This is a genomic window from Pseudomonas sp. TNT2022 ID1044 (genome assembly GCF_028656895.1).
Lineage (GTDB): Bacteria > Pseudomonadota > Gammaproteobacteria > Pseudomonadales > Pseudomonadaceae > Aquipseudomonas > Aquipseudomonas reinekei.
Genome location: NZ_JAMDHB010000010.1, coordinates 185188 through 202869, shown reverse-complemented (window position 1 = coordinate 202869; position 17682 = coordinate 185188). Strand labels below are relative to the sequence as shown.

16 protein-coding genes and 1 pseudogene are annotated in these 17682 nt (G+C 60.2%); 5 read left to right on the top strand and 12 right to left on the bottom strand.

Annotation, left to right across the window (positions count from 1 at the left end; genetic code table 11):
• Nucleotides 1–4 precede the first annotated feature (4 nt).
• The 5 genes from M5G20_RS15800 to M5G20_RS15780 all read right to left on the bottom strand — a co-directional run bounded on the left by M5G20_RS15800 (nucleotide 5) and on the right by M5G20_RS15780 (nucleotide 3975).
• A complete protein-coding gene (locus M5G20_RS15800) occupies nucleotides 5–331 on the bottom strand; it encodes a DUF3325 domain-containing protein (RefSeq protein WP_273919835.1) in 327 nt (108 codons plus the stop codon).
• The gene (locus M5G20_RS15795; protein WP_273919834.1) at nucleotides 332–1909 is read right to left on the bottom strand and encodes a PepSY-associated TM helix domain-containing protein; all 1578 of its coding nucleotides are present in this window, start codon (nucleotides 1907–1909) and stop codon (nucleotides 332–334) included.
• Nucleotides 1906–2211, bottom strand: a complete 306-nt coding sequence (locus tag M5G20_RS15790; RefSeq protein ID WP_273919833.1) for a DUF3649 domain-containing protein — start codon at nucleotides 2209–2211, stop codon at nucleotides 1906–1908. The genes M5G20_RS15795 and M5G20_RS15790 overlap by 4 nt, the downstream gene beginning before the upstream one ends.
• A gap of 191 nt (nucleotides 2212–2402) precedes the next feature.
• Nucleotides 2403–2813, bottom strand: a complete 411-nt coding sequence (locus M5G20_RS15785; protein WP_056855085.1) for an HPF/RaiA family ribosome-associated protein — start codon at nucleotides 2811–2813, stop codon at nucleotides 2403–2405.
• Between the two features lie 214 nt (nucleotides 2814–3027).
• Nucleotides 3028–3975, bottom strand: coding sequence for a LysR substrate-binding domain-containing protein (locus tag M5G20_RS15780; RefSeq protein ID WP_075947564.1), 948 nt, complete (start codon nucleotides 3973–3975; stop codon nucleotides 3028–3030).
• A 135-nt stretch (nucleotides 3976–4110) separates the two neighbouring features.
• Here M5G20_RS15780 and M5G20_RS15775 point away from each other — a divergent pair, with 135 nt between their 5' ends.
• Nucleotides 4111–5487, top strand: a complete 1377-nt coding sequence (locus M5G20_RS15775; RefSeq protein ID WP_273919832.1) for an L-serine ammonia-lyase — start codon at nucleotides 4111–4113, stop codon at nucleotides 5485–5487.
• A 286-nt stretch (nucleotides 5488–5773) separates the two neighbouring features.
• Nucleotides 5774–6091 (top strand): DUF3509 domain-containing protein, encoded by a 318-nt coding sequence (locus M5G20_RS15770; protein WP_273919831.1) that lies wholly within the window; start codon nucleotides 5774–5776, stop codon nucleotides 6089–6091.
• On the opposite strand, the gene M5G20_RS15765 is transcribed toward M5G20_RS15770, so the two are convergent.
• Nucleotides 6088–6588, bottom strand: a complete 501-nt coding sequence (locus M5G20_RS15765) for a phosphate-starvation-inducible protein PsiE (RefSeq protein WP_075947567.1) — start codon at nucleotides 6586–6588, stop codon at nucleotides 6088–6090. The two genes, M5G20_RS15770 and M5G20_RS15765, sit on opposite strands and share 4 nt — an antisense overlap.
• 275 nt (nucleotides 6589–6863) lie before the next feature.
• Here M5G20_RS15765 and M5G20_RS15760 point away from each other — a divergent pair.
• Nucleotides 6864–7103: pseudogene (locus M5G20_RS15760) on the top strand (YebG family protein); the annotation flags it as partial.
• A 184-nt stretch (nucleotides 7104–7287) separates the two neighbouring features.
• Here M5G20_RS15760 and M5G20_RS15755 read toward each other — a convergent pair.
• The gene (locus tag M5G20_RS15755) at nucleotides 7288–8307 is read right to left on the bottom strand and encodes a Glu/Leu/Phe/Val dehydrogenase family protein (RefSeq protein ID WP_150731871.1); all 1020 of its coding nucleotides are present in this window, start codon (nucleotides 8305–8307) and stop codon (nucleotides 7288–7290) included.
• A 183-nt stretch (nucleotides 8308–8490) separates the two neighbouring features.
• Between M5G20_RS15755 and M5G20_RS15750 the strand changes: the two genes are divergently transcribed.
• Entirely contained in the window at nucleotides 8491–9294 is an 804-nt protein-coding gene (locus tag M5G20_RS15750) for a SirB1 family protein (RefSeq protein ID WP_273919830.1), read from the top strand.
• Between the two features lie 84 nt (nucleotides 9295–9378).
• Here M5G20_RS15750 and maiA read toward each other — a convergent pair whose 3' ends face one another.
• From maiA to hmgA, 3 genes are read right to left on the bottom strand one after another with little or no spacing between them, the layout of a single operon-like run.
• The gene (gene maiA, locus M5G20_RS15745) at nucleotides 9379–10014 is read right to left on the bottom strand and encodes a maleylacetoacetate isomerase (protein WP_273919829.1); all 636 of its coding nucleotides are present in this window, start codon (nucleotides 10012–10014) and stop codon (nucleotides 9379–9381) included.
• A gap of 12 nt (nucleotides 10015–10026) precedes the next feature.
• On the bottom strand, nucleotides 10027–11331 hold the full coding sequence (fahA, locus tag M5G20_RS15740; protein ID WP_150731868.1) for a fumarylacetoacetase: 1305 nt from the start codon (nucleotides 11329–11331) through the stop codon (nucleotides 10027–10029).
• A gap of 3 nt (nucleotides 11332–11334) precedes the next feature.
• Nucleotides 11335–12639, bottom strand: coding sequence for a homogentisate 1,2-dioxygenase (gene hmgA, locus M5G20_RS15735; RefSeq protein WP_273919828.1), 1305 nt, complete (start codon nucleotides 12637–12639; stop codon nucleotides 11335–11337).
• Nucleotides 12640–12804: 165 nt separating this feature from the next.
• On the opposite strand from hmgA, the gene M5G20_RS15730 reads away from it, so the two are divergent.
• Nucleotides 12805–13605: an IclR family transcriptional regulator gene (locus M5G20_RS15730; protein WP_273919827.1), complete on the top strand. Its 801-nt coding sequence runs from the start codon at nucleotides 12805–12807 to the stop codon at nucleotides 13603–13605.
• 17 nt (nucleotides 13606–13622) lie between these two features.
• Here the strand turns inward: M5G20_RS15730 and M5G20_RS15725 are convergent, their stop codons facing one another.
• Both M5G20_RS15725 and M5G20_RS15720 read right to left on the bottom strand, forming a co-directional pair.
• Nucleotides 13623–16172 carry a LuxR C-terminal-related transcriptional regulator gene (locus M5G20_RS15725; RefSeq protein WP_273919826.1) on the bottom strand — a complete coding sequence of 850 codons (2550 nt, stop codon included), beginning with the start codon at nucleotides 16170–16172 and terminating at the stop codon, nucleotides 13623–13625.
• Between the two features lie 139 nt (nucleotides 16173–16311).
• Nucleotides 16312–17682, bottom strand: coding sequence for a DUF1329 domain-containing protein (locus tag M5G20_RS15720; protein WP_273919825.1), 1371 nt, complete (start codon nucleotides 17680–17682; stop codon nucleotides 16312–16314).

Here is a 17682-nt window from a genome sequence, read left to right as displayed (position 1 = left end):
CAATTCACGACGGCACGAACATGACAATCGGGCTGGCCAGCAGGCCCGCTCCGGCCAGCGCCAGGGCCAGGCGCGGGCGATAAGGCATCAGCAACACCAGCAGCAAGGCACTGAGCATCAACACCGCAAACCAATCCACCAACCCCAGCGCCCAGTCGGTCGTCGACACCGCCGCCCACAGCGATACGGCCAGCAATAACCCTCCCGCAAGCTTCAATCGACGACGCATGACCAGCGTTGGCATGCGCCCCAGCAACTCGGCGTGGTGACGCTCCATGGACAAACAAAGCGCGGTAAAACCGCCGTAACACAGCAAGCAGGCCAGCAACATTCAGTTCGCCTCTTGCTCAAGGGTGATCGACTGGGCACGTCGGCGCACGCGTTCGGTCTTCCCGGCGCGCTGCATTTTCCAGGCGGCCCAGGCGAGAAACAACCCGCTGACCAGGCAAGCCAGATCGAACCCGGCCATGGCCCAATCACCTGCTTTCAAGGAGGCGCCCAAGGGATACGGCGTGGTCAGTGCATTGAGCATTGGCACGGCGCTGAACAACAGCGCGGCCAGTGCCAACTGCTCGACCCACGCCACGCGACCCCGGCGGACCATGGCATGCAGCAGACTCAGCCCCCAGACGATGAAGAAACTGTTGACCTCCCAACCGGCCCGCTCGGCCATGCCGATCGGCAACAAACGGTTGGCCCAGAAGAACGCCGCCACCGCCACGACCAAGCCCGACATGCTGGCAATATTCAGCACTTCCACCAGCCGCAGTTCGAAGGGCATTACGCCGCTCTTGGCATGTTTGAGTTGGCGTTTGCCGAGCCAGATCACCAAACCGGTGCCGATCATCGCCGTGCTTGCCAGCCCGCAGACAAAGTACAGCCAGCGCAACAGCGGGCCGGCGAAATAGCCCATGTGCAAACCGTAGAAAGTGCCGGCGATGGCCATTGGCAGCGGTTGCGCCGGGGTCGCGGCGAGCAGTTGTCCGGTCACGCCGCTGAACGTCACCGCGCTGCCGAAGTCGTGAACCACGCGGTCTGCACCACTGCGAGCCAACACCACAGTGGCGTTCGCATCACCCGGATTATTCACCGTCAAACGCCCGACCTGTCCACCCGACCATTGCTCCCGGGCCTTTTCCAGCATCGGCGCCAACGGCGGCAACGGTGCAGGTTGACCCGTGGCATTCAAGGTATTGGTTGCCGGAAAGACGTCACTGAAAAAAGCTCTGGTATCGCCGTTGTAGGCGGCCAGGATGCTCGCCGGCATCACCATGCTCATGAAAATCACCAGGCTGCTATAGGTGATCATCAGGTGAAACGGCAATACCAGCACACCCACCGCGTTATGTCCGTCGAGCCAGGAGCGCTGGCCCTTGCGCGGGCGGAAGGTGAAAAAGTCCTTGAAGATTTTCTTGTGGGTGATGATCCCGCTGATCAACCCGACGAACATCACCATGGCCGCGATGGTCGACAGCCAGCGCCCCCACGGATAAGGCATTTGCAGCTGGAAGTGGAAGCGATAGAAAAACTCGCCGCCCTGGGTGTCCCGGGCCTGCACTTCACGGCCGGTTTGCGGATCGAGCAATTTTGCCGTGAGTTGGCCGCGTTCACCGGGTTTGGCCGGCGTCTGCTGCCAACGCACCGACAGTGCGGGCTCGCGGGCGTTGGGCAATTCGATGATCCAGCGAGAAGCGCCGGGAGCCTGTTGCTGTAGATACGCCTGCGCCAGGGACAGACTCGATTCGGAGGACACCGGGCGCGCGGGAATTTCCGGCTGCATCCAGTGGCTGGTCTCGTCCTTGAAATAGGCCAGTGTGCCCGTGAGGAAAATCGCAAACAGCAACCAGCCGAAAATCAAACCGGCCCAGGTGTGCAACCAGGCCATGGCCTGACGAAAACCCTCTTTCATGACCGCGCCATCCAGTAAGCCAGTCCTGCCAACGCCGCCAGCAGTAGACTCGACAGGATCAATCCGGACCAGGCCCGCCACGCGGTTCGACAGGCAAAGCACCAGATCACCGCCAGCAGATAGACCAGGAACGAACTGATCATCCCGGTCACGACCGCCTCGGCGCGTGCCATGGGCACCCACAGCGTCAGGCAGACACTGGCCAGTGCCGTGACCCCATAACCGCCGAACACAGCGGCAAGCACTCGCGAAGTAACCGCCAGTCGATAGGAAACGGGGAGTGTCTTGCTGTTGGCTTTCATGTTGCGACCTTGGAAACAGGTGAGGCGGCGTGAATGTCACGGAGCCAGCAAGGCGCAATACTAATGATAAAGATTCTTATACGCAAAAGAAGTAAAGCAATGGCCACTTGATCGGTGAGTCCTGGCCCACAAATAAAACGGGCCTGCAATGCAGGCCCGTATCAGTGACAAGGTAAAAAGTGAATCAGGCTTCAGCCGTTTTGCGCAGCCTGTTCGTTTTCAAGAAACTCTTCTTCCAATAGCACATCGGCGTGAGCCCTGCGCTCGAACGGCACCACGGCAGCGCGTGGTTTGCCTCGCAATTTGCCGAACAGATGTTCCAGCGCGTGTTCGAGTTTTTCAGCGGCTCCATCGATCGCCAGTTCCAGGCTGGCAGCTTTATGGGTGACAGAAATCGGTTGATGGCCTTTTGGCCGCGCCTCCAGTTGGCAGCGCAAATCGTGGGGACCAGGCTTGTCGCCGTTCTCGTCCCGCAGGTGAACCTCGACGCGTGTCAGGTCCTCTTCGTAGCGTTCGAGCGTGCTCTCAATGGTAGTACGTACCCACTCCTCCAGTCGTTTACTGCCTTGAATATGGTTATCGCTGTTGACTTGGATTTGCATAGTTCATCCCTTATTTCAGCTAGCTCGCGAGAGGCCGGTCAGCTAAGCCCTTGGGCGTCATCACCGTGACCTCTTACTTACACAATCGGTCTGTACGATGAACAATTCAACCCCTAAAAAAAGATAAATTTTTAATCGCAAATAAAGCCGGACAACCGGCAAAAGCGCTGTTAATGTCGGGAGTCGAGTCGCCCTGCCCTCGCGTAATAATTGCTCACATTTGCCGCTCCCCCAGCGGATGCAAGCCGCGAAAAATCCCCGCCTCTTCCACCAGCCAGTCATGCACCGCACGCACACCCGGATGGCTCAGCGCACCCGGCGCATAGAGCACCATGTAGCGTTTGTGATTGGGCACCGTCAGACCAAACGGCACGATTAACGCCCCGCGTTCCAACTCGTCGTTGAGCAGCGTGCGCCGGGCAATGGCGACCCCCATCCCGGCGATAGCGGCTTCGATGGTCAGGTGGTTGCGATTGAACGTGTGGCCGCGCCGCACATCCGCGCCTTCGAAGCCGATGGCGTTGAGATAGAACTCCCATTCCGCGTATTCGTAGCTGCCACGCCAGGCGGTGATGTCGTGCAGTAACGCAAAGTGCATCAGGTCCGCCGGGCCATGCAACGGCGGGCGGCCACGCAACAGGCTCGGCGCGCACACCGGAAAAATCTGTTCATCGAGCAAGGCTGTGGATAACAGCCCCGGATAGCTGCCGTCGTTCAGGTCGATGGCCAGGTCGAAATCGCCCTCATGCAACGGCACGCTGCTGTCCTCGGCCACCAGGCGCAACTGGATGTCCGGGAACCGCTGTTGCAAACGCGGCAAACGCGGGGTCAGCCACTTGCTCAGGAACGACGGAATCGAACGCACCCGCAAGGTGCCGCTGATCATGCCGGCGTCCAGGCGACGCAATTCCGCATCAATGCTGCCGTAGGCCTCGTTGACCGTGATGGCCAGTCGCTGCCCTTCGGCACTCAACTCCACACCCCGTGCACGCCGATGAAACAGGCGAAAACCCAGGCGCTCTTCCAGTTGGCGGATCTGCTGGCTGACCGCGCCCGGCGTGATGTGCAGTTCTTCTGCGCACCGGGTGAACGACAAGTGCCGAGCGGCACAGGAAAACACCTGCAGCCACACGTAAGTCTGGGCGTGCAATTGACGGCTCATCGTTTAGTCCTGCTAAAGGCTGTCTTAGGAAGTTTCGTTGGTCACGTAGGACCGTGGCAGGCAGTATCGCTGAAAGTGCGCTTGTCCTACAAAAATGGCAGCGATTCATCTTCCATTTCAGGAATAGGCTTTAGCATGGCTATCAGTGTTTTCGATCTCTTCAAAGTCGGCATCGGTCCGTCCAGCTCCCATACCGTTGGTCCGATGCGCGCGGCGGCGACTTTTGCCCAAGCGCTGATCGATCAGGCTTTACTGAGGGATGTGCGACGGGTGGAGATCCGCCTCTACGGCTCCCTGTCAGCCACCGGCGTTGGTCACGCCACCGACCGCGCCTGCGTCATGGGCCTGATGGGCGAATGGCCGGACAGCATCGACCCCACCACCATCGACAGCCGCATCCACACCCTGCGCGAAACCGGCGAACTGTGCCTGGCAGGCCAAGTGACCATCGCCTTCGACTGGGCACGCGACCTGGTGCTGCTCGACGAAAGCCTGCCCTACCACCCCAACGCCATGTCCCTGACAGCCTTCGGTGAAACCGGCGAGCTGCTCGAGCACACGTATTACTCCGTTGGCGGTGGCTTCATCATCGAAGCGGCTGAAGCCGAATCCGGCGTTGCACCCACTAGCGACGTGGTGTTGCCGTACGATTTTTCCAGCGCTGTGGAATTGCTCCAGCTTTGCAACCAACACGGTCTGCGGATTTCAGAATTGATGATGGCCAACGAACGGGCCTGGCGCAGTGACGCCGAGATCCGTCAGGGCCTGCTGCACATCTGGTCGGTGATGCGCGAATGCGTCGAGCAGGGCCTGAGCCACGAAGGCATCCTTCCGGGCGGTCTGAATGTGCCTCGTCGTGCGGCGAAACTTCACCGTAGCCTGATGGAAATCGGCAAGCCGAATGTCATCACCTCGACCCTCTCGGCCATGGAATGGGTGAACCTGTTTGCCCTCGCCGTGAACGAAGAAAACGCCGCCGGCGGACGCATGGTCACTGCACCGACCAACGGCGCGGCGGGCATCATTCCGGCGGTCTTGCACTACTACATGAAATTCAACCCGGACGCGTCGGACGACGACGTTGTCGCCTTCTTTCTAGGGGCGGCGGCGGTCGGCATTCTGTGCAAGAAAAACGCCTCGATCTCCGGTGCCGAAGTCGGTTGCCAGGGCGAAGTCGGCTCGGCCTGCGCCATGGCGGCTGCCGGGCTGGCGGAGGTGTTGGGCGCCACGCCGGAACAACTGGAAAACGCCGCGGAAATCGGCCTCGAACACAACCTCGGCCTGACCTGCGACCCGGTGGGCGGGCTGGTGCAAGTGCCGTGCATCGAGCGCAATGCGATTGCCGCCGTGAAGGCGATCAATGCCACGCAAATGGCCCTGCGCGGTGATGGCAAGCACTTCATCTCCCTGGACCGGGTGATCCGCACCATGCGCGACACCGGCGCTGACATGCACGACAAATACAAAGAGACATCACGCGGCGGCCTGGCGGTGAACTGGGTGGAATGCTGACCGGTTTGGAGGCACGCCCAGGCGAATTGCCCTCGTTCGGGCAAAATCTGTAGGAGCCGGCTTGCTGGCGATGGCGGTTTATTAATCGTCATCGCCAGCAAGCCGGCTCCTACAGGGGTAATTTCACGCGGCTGATTGTCCGACAATCTTTACGGCATGCCCCTTGCTACATCCCTGTTGGAACAATGATGGCGATATGGCCTTGAAATGCCGGTGGTCCGGCATTGCGAACCAACCCGATCATGGCCGGTCAACAACTGCACGTTCAATCAGGCGGTGACGCATCATGGACAACCCTTTTCAGCTCATTACCGATGCCTTTGCAGCGGATTATCAGATCAACCTGAGCATTCAGGGTCTGGACGGCAGCATCATGCTGACACTCTCCAACAGCGGTCGGGTCGTTGCCAAGCGCATGATCAGTGCCGAGCAGCGCAATGACCCCGAACGCCTCATACGACTGGTACAAAGCATTCAGTTCGGCATCGCCATCGAACAAGGCCACAGCGCCGTGGCCATCCTTGAATCCATGACCGATGGCGGCACGCGCAGCCTGCCGCCACCACAAGCCAAAGGGCGCCCGCGTCCCTCCATGGGGCTCTAAAGCTCGCCCTTCTCCACTTCCGGATGTTCACTGGAGCCCGCGCCGGTTTTACGGTGCGGGTTTTCTATCTTCACCGATGGAAACTGCGACGACGCGTACCGCACCACCAGAATCGCAAACGCCAGCAGCAGAATCCCGCCGCACAGGTAGATGATCCCCAGGTCCGGTGGATTGTGGTGCGACACGTTGGAAATGAGCAGCCGCGTCAGTGCAGTGATCGCCACGTAAATCAGGAAGCGCACGGGCATGTGGTTGGTCTTGAAATAAATCCCGACCATCGCCCCCAGTTCCAGGTAGATGAACAGCAGCAAGATGTCGTCGATCTTGATGTGGCCCTTTTCGAGCATCCCGAGAAACTCCATCACCGCCGCCCACGCAGTCACGGCACCGATGGCGAACAGCGCCAGGTAGTGAAAGGTCTCGACGAACAGGTTGCCCAGGGACTCAGCCAGTTCATGCACGTTCTGCCGCAGCTTTTCGGCCCAGTTGATTTTCACGATGATGCTTCCTTAGGTCGACTCGACCGGATAATGCGGGTTGGACGTGACGTTTATCTGCATGCAGAAAAAAGGCCACTCCATGATGGCGAGCGGCCCTCGATAACGCGCCGTGGCGTTTGGTCGCACCTCGTGCGGGCTGACCTGACAAACCCTGAATCCGGACTACATTGAAAAGCCACTACCCAAAGCAAAGGGATTCGCTTATCCTTTTCGCTGTATATAGATACAGTAGTCGAAACCGACAACCAATGTGAAGGCATGTGAGGTGGTGAATGGCCGTCGAAGTGGTATACCGCAGCAGCCGAGATCTGGAGCGCTTGTTCATGGATAAAGCCGAAGCTGACCGTCATGACAAAATGCTCGAACTGGCCGAGTTGCTGGCTGAAGTGTTGCAAAAAGCCGTTCCGTCCCTGAGCGAGCAGCAAGTGGAAGAAGCCGGGATCTACATGGCGAAGAATCGCGATGTGTTCGCCAAGGCGTTCAAGAGCCAGCCGGACGCCCTGTCCGAATTGCTCAGCGCACCTGTCGAAGCGCCAGAACCGGCTCAAGTAGCGGCACCTGCCGAAGAGGTGAGCGCTGAGCCGATCGCCCCGGCCAAGCCAGCCAAGGCCGCGAAAGCCGCCAAGTAAGCAATGTCAGAATTGAATAGGCCCTGAGTCCGATGGAGTCAGGGCCTTTTTCATTGGCAGGACCTTGTTATCGATACAACACTTTCTCCGCCAACTCATCGGCTACCCGCGCCGGCGAGCGCTTCTCCGCCTGGGCATGAGCAAACACTTCGGTCAGTCGCGAACTGATTTTCGACAAGTGCGCGGTAATGGTCCCCAATTCTTCACCACGATGTTTGAGCGAAACATAGATCAACCCACCGGCATTGATCACGTAATCCGGTGCGTAAAGAATGCCTCGCCGTTCCAGTTGATCAGCCACGTCCAAATGCGTCAGCTGGTTGTTCGCCGACCCGGCCACCGCTGAGCAGCGTAACTGCGTCACGCTATGGCTGTTGAGCACCCCGCCCAGGCCGCACGGCGCGAGGATGTCGCAAGGTGTGCTGAGCAACGCATCGTTGGCAATGGGATGTGCGCCAAGCTGCTCCATGGCCAGTTGCACCTTGCCGTGATCGATGTCGCTGACCAACAGCTCGGCACCGGCGGCATGCAGTTGTTCCGCGAGGGCAAAGCCGACATTGCCCAGGCCCTGGATGGCCACGCGCAAGCCTTCGAGATTATCGCTGCCCAGGCGGGCCATGGCGGTGGCGCGAATGCCGGCGAACACGCCCATTGCCGCATGCGGCGCCGGGTCACCCGCCGAGGTGGTGCTGGTGACGTGCTGGGTCTGTTGCGCGATGCAATCCATGTCCGCCACCGAGGTACCGCTGTCGATAGCCGTGATGTAGCGACCGTCGAGCTGATCGATACAACGCCCGAACGCTTCGAACAGCGCTGCGCGGTTGGCAACATGGGCAGGCCGGATAATCACCGCCACCCCACCGCCCTGGGCCAGGCCGGCCAGTGCAGCCTTGTAACTCATGCCTTGAGCAAGGCGTATGGCATCCTCGACCGCGGATTCGTCGCTGGGGTAGGCAAGGTAACGACAACCCCCCAGGGCAGGCCCCAGTCGGCTGTTATGAATGGCAATGACCGCCTTCAACCCGGTGACCGGGTCGACGCTCAGATGCAGCGATTCAAGGCGAGTGCTTTGCATGAGAGCGAACATCGTAAGGCTCCCGAATCACTTCTTGTAGTCGCCAGTATAGGCTTGCGCTCAAAAATTGCAGAAGCGCACCGGAATAAGCGACGCGGCCATACAGTCTTTCGGAAATAACCTGTTGCAGCCCGTGTAAGGCACTGGACGAATACAGGAGACGGGGCTAAAACGAGGCATTGCCGGGAGATTTCAATGACGCCGCGCCAATCGTTTTTCGCTTGCCTGCAACGTTCACCGCCTGCGCTGTTCGAGGCGGCGCTGTGGATTTGCGCCGAGCATGACAGTGAGGTGGACCCCGAGGCGGTGCTGGCAAATGTGCGAGAGCTGCAACAGCGGGTCAGTGGCGGCTTGCCGATGCTGCCGGTGAGCGAACTGGCGCAGCCGTTGTTGCGGCGAATGAATGATCTGGGCTTTGCGCAGGACGATGCCACCCCCTTGCGTCCGCAAGCGGCGTTAGTCAACAAAGTGCTGGAACGTCGACGCGGGCAACCATTGGCCTTGGGGCTGATTGCGCTGGAACTGGCCAGAGGCCTGGAAATTCCCTTGGTCGGGGTCAATTTCCCCGGGCATTTTCTTCTGCGTGTGCCCGGCGCCGATCACTTGCTCGATCCCTGTGGCGGTCGCCGCCTCTACCCCAACGATTGCCGGGAACTGCTGCACCGCCAGTACGGCCCGAACTTGAAGCTCAATGCCGAACACCTGGTGAATGCCGAACCCGTGCAGATGCTGCAACGCCTGTCGCGCAACCTGCGCCAGTTGCACCTTTCCCACGACGATTTTATCGGTGCCCTGATCGACGCCGAGCGCGTGCTGGAATTGGGTAACGCCAATGCCGCCGATTACCTGGCCCGGGCCAGTCTTTACCAACGGCTGGACTGCCCCAACGCCGAGCGTTTTGACCTCGAACATGCCTTGCTGCTCAGCGATGACCCGATCCAGCGGATTCGCCTCACCGAACGCCTGGGGCATTTGCCGCCCAATTCAATTGTCCATTAAAAGCAAAAGATCGCAGCTTTCGGCGTCTCCCTGGATTTGTGCAGGGGCTGCCGAAGGTTGCGATCATTTGATCTTGCTTCTGATTCAAGGGGTGTCCGGTTGATTCGCCGGATGCGCCTTGATGAACGCCGGATGAGCCGCCGCCAGTGCCGCCACTCGACGAATCCGCGGAAAATCTTCAAGGGAAATGTTGAAACGCTCAGCGGCATACAACTGAGGGATCAGGTACACATCCGCTAGTCCCGGCTGCTTGCCAAAGCAGTAACCCTCATCACCGATCAACTGCTCCACCGCTGCCAATCCCTGGCTGATCCAGTGCCCGATCCACTCCACCACCTGCGGTTCATCGTGACCCGATTGCCGCAGCCGGTTGAGCACGCTGACGTTGTGCAACGGATGAACGTCGCAGCCAATCACGGCGGCCACGCCGCGTTCATGGGCCCGCGAGGCGAGGTCTTTGGACAGCAGCGGCACCTGTGGATAACGTTCTTCCAGATACTCGATGATCGCCGGCGACTGAATCAGCAACGCGCCTTCATCGGTACGCAAGGCCGGCACGCGACCTTGAGGGTTGATGGCCAGATACGGCGGCTGACGGTGCTCGCCACCGGGCGGCGCGATCAGGTTGATCGGCAGCGCCTGATAGTCCAGCCCCTTGAGAGCCAACGCGATGCGCACCCGGTAGGACGAGGTCGAACGGTAGTAGGTATAGAGTTCCATGACCCGTTCCCCTTAGCGCGCCGGCAGCACTTTGCCGCGACATTCGCCAAAGCCGATGGAGGCAAAACCTTCGCGACTGCAACGGCCACGCAGGATGATCTCGTCGCCGTCTTCAAGGAACTTGCGCACCTCGCCCGATGCCAGCTCGATCGGCTTTTTGCCGCCCTCGGTGATTTCCAGCAGGCTGCCGAACTGACCGTTCTCCGGCCCCGACAACGTGCCCGAACCGAACAGGTCACCGGCCTGCAACTGGCAGCCGTTGACGCTGTGATGCGCGACCATTTGCGCCACGGTCCAGTACATGTGTTTCGAGTTGCTCAGGGTCAGGCGATGGGCCGGCAGGTTCTGCTCGCGCATGGCTTCAGTGAGTAGCAACACTTCCAGTTCGATGTCGAAGCCGCCAGCCGCCTGATCGCGTTTGTCGAACAGGTACGGCAGTGGCTGCGGATCACCTTCCGGGCGCGCAGGCTGGGCACGACGGAACGGCTCCAGCGCTTCAGCGGTCACGACCCACGGCGAAATGCTGGTGATAAAACTCTTCGACAGGAACGGCCCCAACGGCTGGTATTCCCAGGCCTGGATGTCCCGCGCCGACCAGTCATTGAGCAGGCAGAAACCGGCGATGTGGTCGGCAGCGTCACCGATGGCGATCGAGTCGCCCATCTCGTTGCCCCGGCCAATCCAGATGCCCAGCTCCAGTTCGTAGTCCAGACGGGCGCACGGGCCGAAGGTTGGCTCGGTCTGACCGGCCGGCAGAGTCTGGCCTTTCGGGCGACGCACGTCGGTGCCGGAGGGACGAATCGTCGAGGCGCGGCCGTGATAACCGATCGGCACGTATTTGTAGTTCGGCAGCAACGGATTGTCGGGACGGAACAGTTTGCCGACGTTCTGCGCATGCTCGATGCCGACGTAAAAGTCGGTGTAGTCGTTGATTTTCGCCGGCAGGTGCATCTCGCAATCCGCCGCCAGCGGCAGCAGTTTTGCGCCCTGGGCTTCGATCTTGCCGTGCAGGGTGCTGCCTTCGCTCAACAGTTCCAGCAAGCGTTCGCGCAAGGCCACACGAGCGGCGCTACCCAATTCGAAGAACGCATTCAACTGACCGCCACGGGTGGCTTCGACGGCCGCTTTCGCGGCGCCGTCGAACAGGCCGGCATCGAGCGCGGCTTGCAGATCGAAAATATGCTCGCCAATGGCCACGCCACTGCGTGGCGCCGAGCCCTTCACGCTGAACACGCCCAGCGGCAGGTTTTGCAGGGGGAAGTCAGCATGGCCGTTGGCGGACGTAACCCAGCTGCGAGTGATGGAAGTCTGCGTCATGGGTTATCTCCGGGTCGGGTCGAAAGTGGCTGGCAGCGTGGCCCAGCAGGCGTCGTAAGCGTTTTGCAGTTGCGGGCATTCAAGGGCGAAGCGGCTCGGGCGCAGCACCTGGCTGGTCTCGAACATGAACGCCATGGTGTTATCGATTTTCGCCGGTTTGAGCTCAGCGTTGATCGCTTTGGTGCAGGTTTCGCCATCCGGACCGTGGGCGCTCATGCAGCTGTGCAACGAGGCGCCACCGGGCAGGAAGCCTTCGGCCTTGGCGTCGTACTCGCCCTGGATCAGGCCCATGAACTCATTCATCAGGTTGCGGTGGAACCACGGTGGACGGAAGGTGTTCTCGGCGACCATCCAGCGCGGCGGGAATATCACGAAATCGAGGTTGGCCAGGCCGTGGACGCTGGTCGGCGAGGTCAGCACGGTGAAGATCGACGGGTCCGGGTGATCGAAGCTGACGGTGCCGATGGTGTTGAAACGGCGCAGGTCGTACTTGTACGGCACATTGTTGCCATGCCAGGCGACGACGTTGAGAGGCGAATGATTAAGCTCACAGCCCCACAACTGGCCGAGGAATTTCTGCACGAGGGTGGTCGGTTGCGCGAGGTGTTCGTAAGCCGCGACCGGTGTCAGGAAGTCCCGTGGATTGGCCAGGCCATTGCTGCCAATCGGCCCCAGGTCCGGCAGACGCAGGGGCGCACCATGGTTCTCGGCGATGTAGCCGCGGGCCTGTGGGTCCAGCAGCTCGACACGGAATTTCAAGCCCCGTGGCAGCACGGCGATTTCCAGCGGCGCCACCTCCAGCACGCCGAGTTCGGTGGCGATGCGCAGTCGTCCCTGTTGCGGAACCAACAGCATTTCGCCGTCGGCATTGAAGAACACCCGCTCCATGGAACGATTGGCGAGGTAGTTGTAGAGGCTGATGCCGGCCGGTTTTTCAGCCGCGCAATTGGCCGCCATGCTCACCAGGCCATCGATGAAATCCGTCGGTTCAGCGGGAATCTCCAGCGGGTTCCAGCGCAGGCGATTGGGGGTCACTTCACCCAATGGGCCGCCGGCCAGTTGCCGATCGAGTTTGACGAAGGGCGGGTGATTGGCTGATGGCTGGATGCGATACATCCAGGTCCGCCGCGCTTCGCTGCGAGCCATGGTGAAAGCGGTGCCGGAGAACAGTTCGGTATAGAGGCCGTAAGGGGCTTTTTGCGGGGAGTTCTGACCGACCGGTAATGCACCGGGTAGCGCTTCGCTGCTGAATTCGTTGCCGAAGCCTGACTGATAAGCCAACGCCGGGGCGGTTGAATCGGGGTTCATGGAACCTCCTGAACAGGGAGTCGACGGTGACCGATCGCTCTGTTGCAGGGCTGATGGCACGTCTGGGTTATTTTTATCGTAATTCAATTACGCATAACGTAATTTGATTGGTATTGACCGTCAAGCTATAAAGACGCCCATTCGTCCCGGGATCACAGCACCACCATGGAAAAGCCCAGCAGCGACAGCAACGGTAAACAGAAAGTCCGCTCCGCCGAGGTGGGGACCGATATCCTCAAGGCGTTGGCCGAGTTGTCGCCTTCGACGTCACTCTCGCGTCTGGCCGAACATGTGCAGATGCCCGCGAGCAAGGTTCACCGCTATTTGCAGGCGCTGATCGCCAGCGGTTTTGCCGAGCAGAATGCGGCGACCAACCATTACGGCCTGGGCCGTGAAGCCTTGCGCGTTGGCCTTGCAGCCCTCAACAGCATGGATGTACTGAATGTCGCCGCCCTGCCCCTGGCTGAATTACGCGATGACTTGAACGAAACCTGCTTTTTGGCGGTATGGGGCAATCAGGGCGCGACCGTGGTACGCATCGAACCCGCCGTGCGTGCGGTCACGGTGGTGACGCAACTGGGCTCGGTGTTGCCTTTGCTCAGTTCTTCCACTGGCCTGGTCTTTGGCGCCTACCTGCCAAAGCGCGAAACCGTGGAACTGCGCGACCGGGAGTTGCAGGAGCATCCCAATCACGCACTGGAAGATGAACAGGCTTATGCGCTGATGTGCGAGCAGATTCGCGCGCGTGGCCTGCATCATGTGCATGGCTTGTTGATGCCCGGCGTGGATGCCTTGTCGGCACCGGTATTGAACGCAATGGGCAATGTCGTGGCCGTGTTGACAGTGGTCGGTCCGACTTCGCTGTTTCATGCCGACGAGAATGGCCCGGCAGCACAGCGCTTGCTGGCCGCGACGCGCGCCGTCAGTTGGCGAATGGGTTATCAGGCAACGCCAGCCAACGCCTGAAAAGGGTTGTGCCGGCATTACTCCCGGGAAATCAGGCCCAACTTTTTCGCTATTGCCACCGCTTGCGTGCGACGCTCCACACCTAACTTGCTATGAATTCGCCGTGCATGGGTTTTCACTGTATGCAATGAGATGAACAACTGTTCGGCGATTTGCTGATTGGAGTTGCCTTGGGCAATCAGGCCAAGTACCTCCAGTTCCCGACCGCTCAACGGGTTGCTGTCCATTGTTGCCGCAGACTCGTCGTCGACGCCGTAACGGCTGAGCAAGGTCGGTTGACGCAGTCGCAGTTCACACACGGCCTGTTGCTGTTGGCAGCGCCCTGCCAACTTCAGGCCCGCCTGCAATGCCGAGGTTGCCAGTTCGGTCTCGCCGATCAGGTCCGCCACTTCGCAGATAGCCAACTGCAATTCCGTTTCCAGCGCCAGCATTGCGTGTTGCTGTGCGTGATCGAGCAAGGTTTTGAGCCGTTCGAGCGGCTGTTGCGCCTCTTGCAATCGGGTTTGGGCAAGCACCAGTAGATACTCGACTCGGGCAATCAGCATGAACGTCGCTGGAGGTGCCTGACGGGCATGCGGCCCGCGGTAGTGACGCAGCACCCGGGTCAACGCTTCGCGCGCCAATTGCGGGCGCCCCTGTTGCAACCAGAAATGACTGCTGATCTGCAGCAACACACCCCGATAAACCGTATCGGGAATTTGCCGCTGCTGCATCAGGCGCTCGGCTTCGCGCAAGCGATCGAACGCGTGGGCGTAATCGCGCTGATTGGCGGCTAGTTGCGCCTGCCCGAGAAAACCATACAGCGCACGCTTGTCCTGACAGTGCAGACAGTCCTGTAAACCGGACTGGAAGAATTCGGCGGCCACTGCATCCTGCCCCTGACAAAGCGCCAGCCGCCCGCGCTGCAAGGCAATTCTTCCCAGCAACGGCGTCGGGCGATCAGCCTGTCGACTCAACATTTCATGGATATCGGCCAACAAACTTTCGGCTCGTCGGGGAGCGCCTCGCAGCTCCAGCAATTGTGCATGATCCAGTTCAAGCAGGCCTTCAAACAGCAACGAACCCTGCGCACGGGCCAGGCACAACGCCTCACGATTGAAGGCCTGCGCAGCGTCAAGTTCGGCGTTGAGCAAGGCCTGTTGGGTCAACCCGGACAGGCACAATAGACGCGCAGGCCAGGCATCCGGAGACAATTCATCCAATGCATCGATAAAGTGCGCACGTGCCGCGTCCACGCGCCCCAACAGATGCAAAAGCCAACCTTGTTGTGCCTGCCAGCGTGCCAGCAGTTGCCGCTGCAGCGTGGCGCTCGGTTGCGGTGCGAACCGGGCCAGTTGCGCAATGCACTCGGCCGCCTGGTCGAAGCGTCCGGCGAACAACAACGCCGCCGTGATCAGACCGACCAACTGCGGTGAGCCGAGGGTCAACCCTTCGCCCTGACGCTCATGCAGATTCAACAACAAGCGCACGTTTTCTCGACGGAATAAATGCTCAAGGCTGAAGTGCTGCAGCAGACTGACGGCGACCTCGAACTCTTGCGCCAGCAGCGCGTGTTCGAACGCCCCCTGCCAGTCCTCCTCGGCGCAAAACCACTGGCATGCGCGCCGATGCCAGGCCCGCCCCGCCGAACCGCGCTCGTCCCCCATGGCCCTGGCCAGAGGCACAAACACCCGCAGCCATTCGGCGGAGTCCTCCCACGGTTCGATAAAACAACCCATGTCCTGCAGGGCATGCAGCCACTGCGCACCTTCGCCGGCACCGAAAAGATGCTCACAGAGACTGGCATTGAATCGCGGAAAATGCGCCAGTACCTGCCACGCTTCAATCAGTTCCGGCGCCAGCGTGCTGAACAGTTCGTGGTGCAGATAGTCGAGCAGTGTCGCCGAGCGTTCCTGTTTGTCCTGCTCGGCGGCCCACTGGCAGCCGCCAAGCAAGGCAATACGTACACCGGCACACCAGCCGCCACTGCGCTGGATAATTCTGCGGGCGGTATGGGTGGCGAGTACCGGCTCGACATGGCTCAGAAAATGCTGGACTTCACACTCGGTGAACGCCAGCGCACGCGCCTCGCACTCGTACAACTCATCGTCGAGCATCAGCCGGGGCCAGTTGCATTGTGGACGTCGGCGCGAGGCCAGCCACCAATTCAACCCGGGGCTTCTGACCGCCAGTAACCGATCCAGAAAGCGATCGAGTTCCGGGTTGGAAACCCGGCAATAATCGTCAATGAACAACCAGGTCGGCGTCTGTAAATGGGTCAGGTAATCCAGCAACTCAGGCTCGTCCAACGAACCCAAACCCAGCGCTTGCGCCAGGCGTTGCTGAAAAGCGCCGACATCCAGGGACTCCCCGGCCATCGGCAACCAACACAGCCGACAGTCCACCGGCGCGCGCAACAGGCACTCGGTGAGCAGCGCACTCTTGCCGCTGCCGGCGGGTGCGCAGAGCAACTTCACTCGAGCCGTCGAAGCCAGCAACGGCTCGACCAAACGCTCACGAGTCAGGTGATGGGAGGACAAGCGAGGCAGAAATCCAGGACGGTCCAGACACAACGTCATGGCAGTCATAGTAGTGCGCCTTTTATAGTTATGGCGCCACCCTAGCCCCCTCCCGAGCGCTTATTGAAGAAGTATTCAGCACACTGATTTGCAGCCATAAAAAAGGTGACTGCGAGGTCACCTTTTTGTGTAGGAGGCTGTAGGAAGATTACCTCACACCTGTACTCCTGAGCGCTGCCGGTGTGTAGTCCCCAGCTTTTGCCGCGATGTTGAATTCGAAGCTGCGCTTCTCCTCGTTCTTCATCCCCAAAGCAATGTAGCGACCGGCAATCAAGTCATACAGCGCTTCGACGGTATAGGCCGGCACCTGATGATCGTAGTAGAACTGCGCATGCCCTTCGGCCACTCGCCACAACTGGCCGCGACCGTCGTAGTGGTCCGCCAGCGCCACTTGCCAGGTGTCTTCGTCGATGTACATATGGCGTTTGGCGTAGACATGCCGTTCGTTAGGCTTGACCGTGGCCACCACCTCCCAGACCCGGTGCAGCTCATAGCGGGTCAGGTCCTGGTTGATGTGGCCGGCCTTGATCACGTCTGTGTATTTAAGGTCAGGCGAGTCGAGTTTGTAGCTGTTGTACGGGATGTACATTTCCTTCTTGCCGACCAGCTTCCAGTCATAGCGATCCGGCGCGCCGGAAAACATGTCGAAGTTGTCGGTGGTGCGCAGCCCATCGGACGAAGTCCCCACACCGTCATACGCCACTTGTGGCGCGCGCCGCACACGTCGCTGGCCGGCGTTGTAGATCCAGGCCTTGCGCGGTTCCTGGACCTGGTCGAGCGTCTCGTGAACCAGCAACACGTTGCCTGCCAACCGTGCCGGCGCGGTCACTTCCTGTTTGAAATAGTTGAGTACGTTCTCATCGCTGCCCGGTTTCAAATCACCCAGCAGCGATGGAACGGCCACTTCGTCCTTGAATCGGATGACGGTGAAATCGCCGTTGGACTGCGGCGTTGCCTGGGTAATGGTGCGACGCAGGTTACCGCCGTGATAACGGGTGATGTGGTTCCAGATCACCTCGACCCCGTTCTTCGGAATCGGAAAAGCGTAGTAGCGATTTCCGGTGAAATTGGCCAGACCGTTGCCATCGTTGGTCGGTGTCACGTTCAACGCGCTGCGTTTGGCCGCTTCATAGACTTCCGGCGGCAGGGCCGCGGTGCGGTGGCTCGGGTAGACCGGGATTTTGTAGGTTTCGGGGTAGCGCTTGAACATCGCGACCTGCCCGTCAGACAACTTGTCCTTGTACTGGTCGACGGTGGCCGCGGTAATGATGAACAGCGGCTTTTCCTTGCCGAACGGATCGGCCAGGAAACCCTTGCTGTCCACCGCACCGGCATTTTTCGGAATACCACCGGTCCACGGCGGAATCGAGCCGTCAGCATTGCCGGCCTTCTCGGCACCGAGCGGCGTGAGCGTGGTGCCGAGCTTGTTGGCTTCTTCCGCCGATACCGCGGCCATCACGTTGACGGCCAGCAGACTCAGGGCCAGTGCGGAACCGAATTGCAGAATCATCTTGCGCAT